The following is a 3,960-nucleotide window of genomic DNA, read 5'->3' as shown; positions in this document are numbered from 1 at the left end:
CATCGGCGTGATCCAGGTGCTGGAGGAGAACGGCATCAAGCCGGACCTGGTGGTCGGCACCTCGGCCGGCAGCCTGGTCGCGACGCTCTACGCGTCGGGCAAGAACGGGCTGGCGCTGGCGGCGATGGCCGATTCGATGGACGAATCGGCGATCACCGACTGGGCCTTTCCCGGCCGTGGGCTGATCCGCGGCGAGGCGCTGGCGCGCTTCGTGCGCGAGGCCACCGGCGGCAAGACCATCGAGCAGATGCGCATGCCGCTGGGCATCGTCGCGACCGATCTCGACAACGGCGCGCCGGTGCTGTTCCAGCGCGGCGATGCGGGCATCGCGGTGCGCGCCTCGAGCGCGGTGCCGGCGGTGTTCCAGCCGGTGCGCATCGGCACGCGCGAGTACGTGGACGGCGGGCTGGTGTCGCCGGTGCCGGTGCGCTTCGCGCGCCAGATGGGCGCCGAGCTGGTGATCGCGGTCGACATCTCGGCGGTGCCGGACGGTGCGGCCACCGGCGATCCGATGCGCATGCTGCTGCAGACCTTCGCGATCATGAGCCGCAGCATCAATGCCTTCGAGCTGCGCGAGGCCGACGTGGTGCTGCGGCCGAAGCTGGCCGACGTGTCGTCCGCCGATTTCGCGGCGCGCAAGCGCTCGATCCAGGCCGGGCGCGAGATCGCGCTCTCGATGATCAACGAACTGAAGATGCGGATCGCGGCGAAGACGCACTGAGGGCGGCCGGGAGGGCTGGGCTCAGGCGTCGGGCGGCGCGATCCGCACGACGCCGAGCTTCAGCCCCAGCACGCCGAACAGCCGGTTCATCGTCTGCACGCTGCCTTCGCTGCGGCCCTGCTCGATGTCCTGCACCGTCCGGTAATGCACGCCGGACAGCCTGGCGAGTTCGGCGCTGGTCAGTCGCATCGTCTTCTTCAGGTGGCGCAGCGCCTCCTGCGTCGACCACTCGGGATGGGTCAGCACTTCGTCGATGGCCTGCCTGCGCAGCATGAGCTGCTCGGAGAGGCTGAGGCTGCCATAGCGCTTGTCCATCGCGTCGGCGCTCAGGTCAGGGCGGCGAGTTGCCGGGCCTGGAATTCCAGTCCGACGCGCAAATGGGCGTGGACCTCGGGAGACAGGCCGGATGCCGCAGCGTTGCCGGCGATCTCGTCGAGCACCGGTGCCATCGCCTGGAGCCCGGCCAGCAACGGCGCGCGCCGCAAGGGCGCGTGTGTTTCGCCGGGTCGAGGCTGGCTGTCGGTGCAGATTGTGTCTAGCACGCGCGACCAATCCGGCCGGCCGTTGTCGTTGCCTTCCCAGCGGATGCGGCGCGCGATGCCGTCCGGGTGCAGGTACATCGGCGCGAAGTCGTAGAGCGGCGTCAGCGCGACCTGGCCGTCGAAGTCACGCTGCACCGCAGTGTTGCGGGCGTGGTTGTCCTTGTTCCCGAGCGCGAGGTTCGCGACATCGCGCCGCAGGTACTCGAGCACCTCGGCCTGCGGATCGTTGCAGCGGCGTACCAGCTGGCGGCATACCTCGTCGTGCGACGGCACCTCGCCGAAGCCCGGCTTGCCGGTCAGCGTGGCGATGCTTTCCTGGGCCAGGCGCAGCACGCCGCCGGGCGTCAATCGGCGGTCAAAGCGGGGAATGAAGAGAGCGCGCTCTCGCAGTGTCAGTGGCGCATGGACCCGCAGACCGAGTCGCCGCGCCAGTTCCATATAGGGCGCCTCATGACGCAGGATGGCGGCCAGCCCGGGATCGGTGCCGCGGCCGAACTTGACGATGAAGTGCTCGCGGGCCCGGGCATCCGGCAATGTGTGGTCCAGGTACAGCAGCCCATCGTCGGCGCGCGTCAGCAGAAGCTTGGGCCATTCACCCTGCACGCCGGATGAGCCGGCCACGAACAAGCCGTGGGCGGCCAGGTGATCGGTGAAGGCCTCGCCGCGCTGGGCGACCTCGGCATCGGTGAAGCCTTGCGCGATGGAATCGCGCTCGGCCAGCCAGGTTGCGGCCTCCTTGATGCGCAGGTTGCCGATCGGGTTGCCGGCCCCCGTCAGCAGCAAGCGCCAGTCGGCCGCATCGGCCATCGTGGTCGGCAGCTTCAGTTGCCGCAGCAATTCTTCGCGGCCGAAGCCCTGCGGCAGCATGTCGATCAGGAACACCGGCCAGTGTTTGAGCTGCAGAGGTTGCAGGCTGACGGGGTAGTTGCACGAGAACGCGTGGGCGTCGATGGCATCGGCGTGCTCGACGGCCCAGTCGACCGCATAGCCGGTGTAGCTGGTGGCGCGCCAACCCGACTGCTCGCTACCGAACAGGCTGACGACACCAGCGTCATGCCATGTGCCGCCGGCAAACAGTTGAATGGTGCATTCGCCGTTCATTTACACAGAATTCTATCTATCTCAGACGCAAAATAGCATCTTTTATGAATACTTTTCTGTGTAAAAAGAAATCGGCGCCCCAAACAAAACGGCCCGGTGTTGCCACCGGGCCGGAAGGTACCTGGAATCAGAATTCGCGCGGTACCGAGGAGACAACCTTTCAGGGAGAACCGCAGGCAGGGCCTGCGGTCACTCTCAGATGAAGGGTCGCGCAATAAGTTCAAGTCGTCTTCGTGACGACTTGTTCGCGCCGAATCAGGCGGCGGCGCGCTTGGTCTTCGGGGCCGAAGCGGCCTTCACGGCGCTGGCGCTGATCGCTTCGATGTTGGCTTCTGCCACCTTCGCGGCTTGGCCGGCGGCCTTCTGCAGGCTTTCGTAGGCGTTGCTGGTGGTCGCGACGGCCGACTTGAACAGCGCGACGACGTTTTCGGTGCCGGCCGGTGCGTTCTTCACGGCGGTGTCGACCACCGTCATGAACTTCTGCTGGGCTTCGGCGGCTTGCGCTTCGGCAACCTTGCCGATGTCGGCATTGGTGCTGGCGGCGATGTCGTACAGGTGGCGGCCGTAGGCGGCGGCCTTCTCGGCGGCCGGCTGCAGCAGGCTGGCTTGCAGCGTCAGCAGCTCTTGCGCATCCTTCACCGACAGGGCGGCCTGGGTGTTCGCGGCAGCTTCGCCGAGGGCGGTCTTCGCGACCTGCAGGTTCAGTTCGACGAGCTTCTCGACGCCTTCGAACGCCTTGCCGGTCAGGCCGAAGAGCGTTTCGATGTTGGTCTTGTGGGCGGCGATCAATTGTTCAGCGGTCAGCATGTGGAATCTCCATGAGATAGAAAAGGGGACTGCGCCTGACACAGTGACTTTGTTGCACTGCACCATGACCAGAAGTATACGGAGTGATCCAGGGATTACAAGTCGTTTTTGCTGCATTGCAGCAATCTAGAGGCGCGCACCCATTTCGGCGCCGGTCGGCACAATGCGCCGGCGATGCGCGCCTCGATGCAAGCCTTCCACTCCGACCACTTCGTGCTGCCGCTGCCCACCGGGCACCGGTTTCCGATGCAGAAGTACCGCCTGCTGCGCGAGGCCGCCGAGTCCGAGCCCGGGCTGCGGTTGCAGGAGGCGCCCCCGGCGACCGACGGCGAACTCGCGCTGGCCCACACGCCCGACTACGTCACCTCGGTGTCCGAAGGCACGCTGAGCGCGGCCCAGCAGCGCGAGATCGGCTTCCCGTGGACGCCGCGCATGGTCGAGCGCTCGCGCCGCTCGGTCGGCGCGACGATCGCCGCGGCGCGTGCGGCCCTCACCGAGGGCGTCGCCGCGAACCTCGCCGGCGGCACCCACCACGCTTATGCCGACAAGGGCAGCGGCTACTGCGTCTTCAACGACGTGGCCGTGGCAGCGCGGCTGATGCAGGCCGAATGGCACCGGCACCACCGCACGCTGCTGCGCATCGCGGTGATCGACCTGGACGTGCACCAGGGCAACGGCACTGCATCGATCTTCCGCGACGACCCGACGGTGTTCACGCTGTCGCTGCACGGCGAGCGCAACTTCCCGTTCCGCAAGGAATCGAGCGACCTCGACGTGGCCTTGCCGGAC

General features: G+C 67.1%; 5 protein-coding genes. 2 read left to right on the top strand and 3 right to left on the bottom strand.

Annotated elements, in window-relative coordinates; genetic code table 11:
* The first annotated feature begins 1 nt into the window (after position 1).
* Complete coding sequence (locus AC1D01_RS23965; protein WP_477870791.1) at positions 2–721, top strand: patatin-like phospholipase family protein; 720 nt, start codon at positions 2–4, stop codon at positions 719–721.
* Positions 722–742: 21 nt separating this feature from the next.
* On the opposite strand, the gene AC1D01_RS23960 is transcribed toward AC1D01_RS23965, so the two are convergent.
* From AC1D01_RS23960 to phaP, 3 genes are all read right to left on the bottom strand, one after another.
* Positions 743–1,036 (bottom strand): helix-turn-helix domain-containing protein, encoded by a 294-nt coding sequence (locus tag AC1D01_RS23960; RefSeq protein WP_477870789.1) that lies wholly within the window; start codon positions 1,034–1,036, stop codon positions 743–745.
* Between the two features lie 11 nt (positions 1,037–1,047).
* Positions 1,048–2,364 (bottom strand): type II toxin-antitoxin system HipA family toxin, encoded by a 1,317-nt coding sequence (locus AC1D01_RS23955; RefSeq protein WP_477870787.1) that lies wholly within the window; start codon positions 2,362–2,364, stop codon positions 1,048–1,050.
* A 255-nt stretch (positions 2,365–2,619) separates the two neighbouring features.
* Positions 2,620–3,171 (bottom strand): TIGR01841 family phasin, encoded by a 552-nt coding sequence (gene phaP, locus AC1D01_RS23950; RefSeq protein WP_047594290.1) that lies wholly within the window; start codon positions 3,169–3,171, stop codon positions 2,620–2,622.
* Between the two features lie 186 nt (positions 3,172–3,357).
* On the opposite strand from phaP, the gene AC1D01_RS23945 reads away from it, so the two are divergent.
* A partial coding sequence (locus AC1D01_RS23945; protein ID WP_477870785.1) for a histone deacetylase family protein occupies positions 3,358–3,960 on the top strand: 603 nt, incomplete at its 3' end.

The sequence above is a fragment of the Rhizobacter sp. P3_B12 genome, from assembly GCF_056402895.1.
This window is presented reverse-complemented; position numbering and strand designations above follow the sequence as displayed.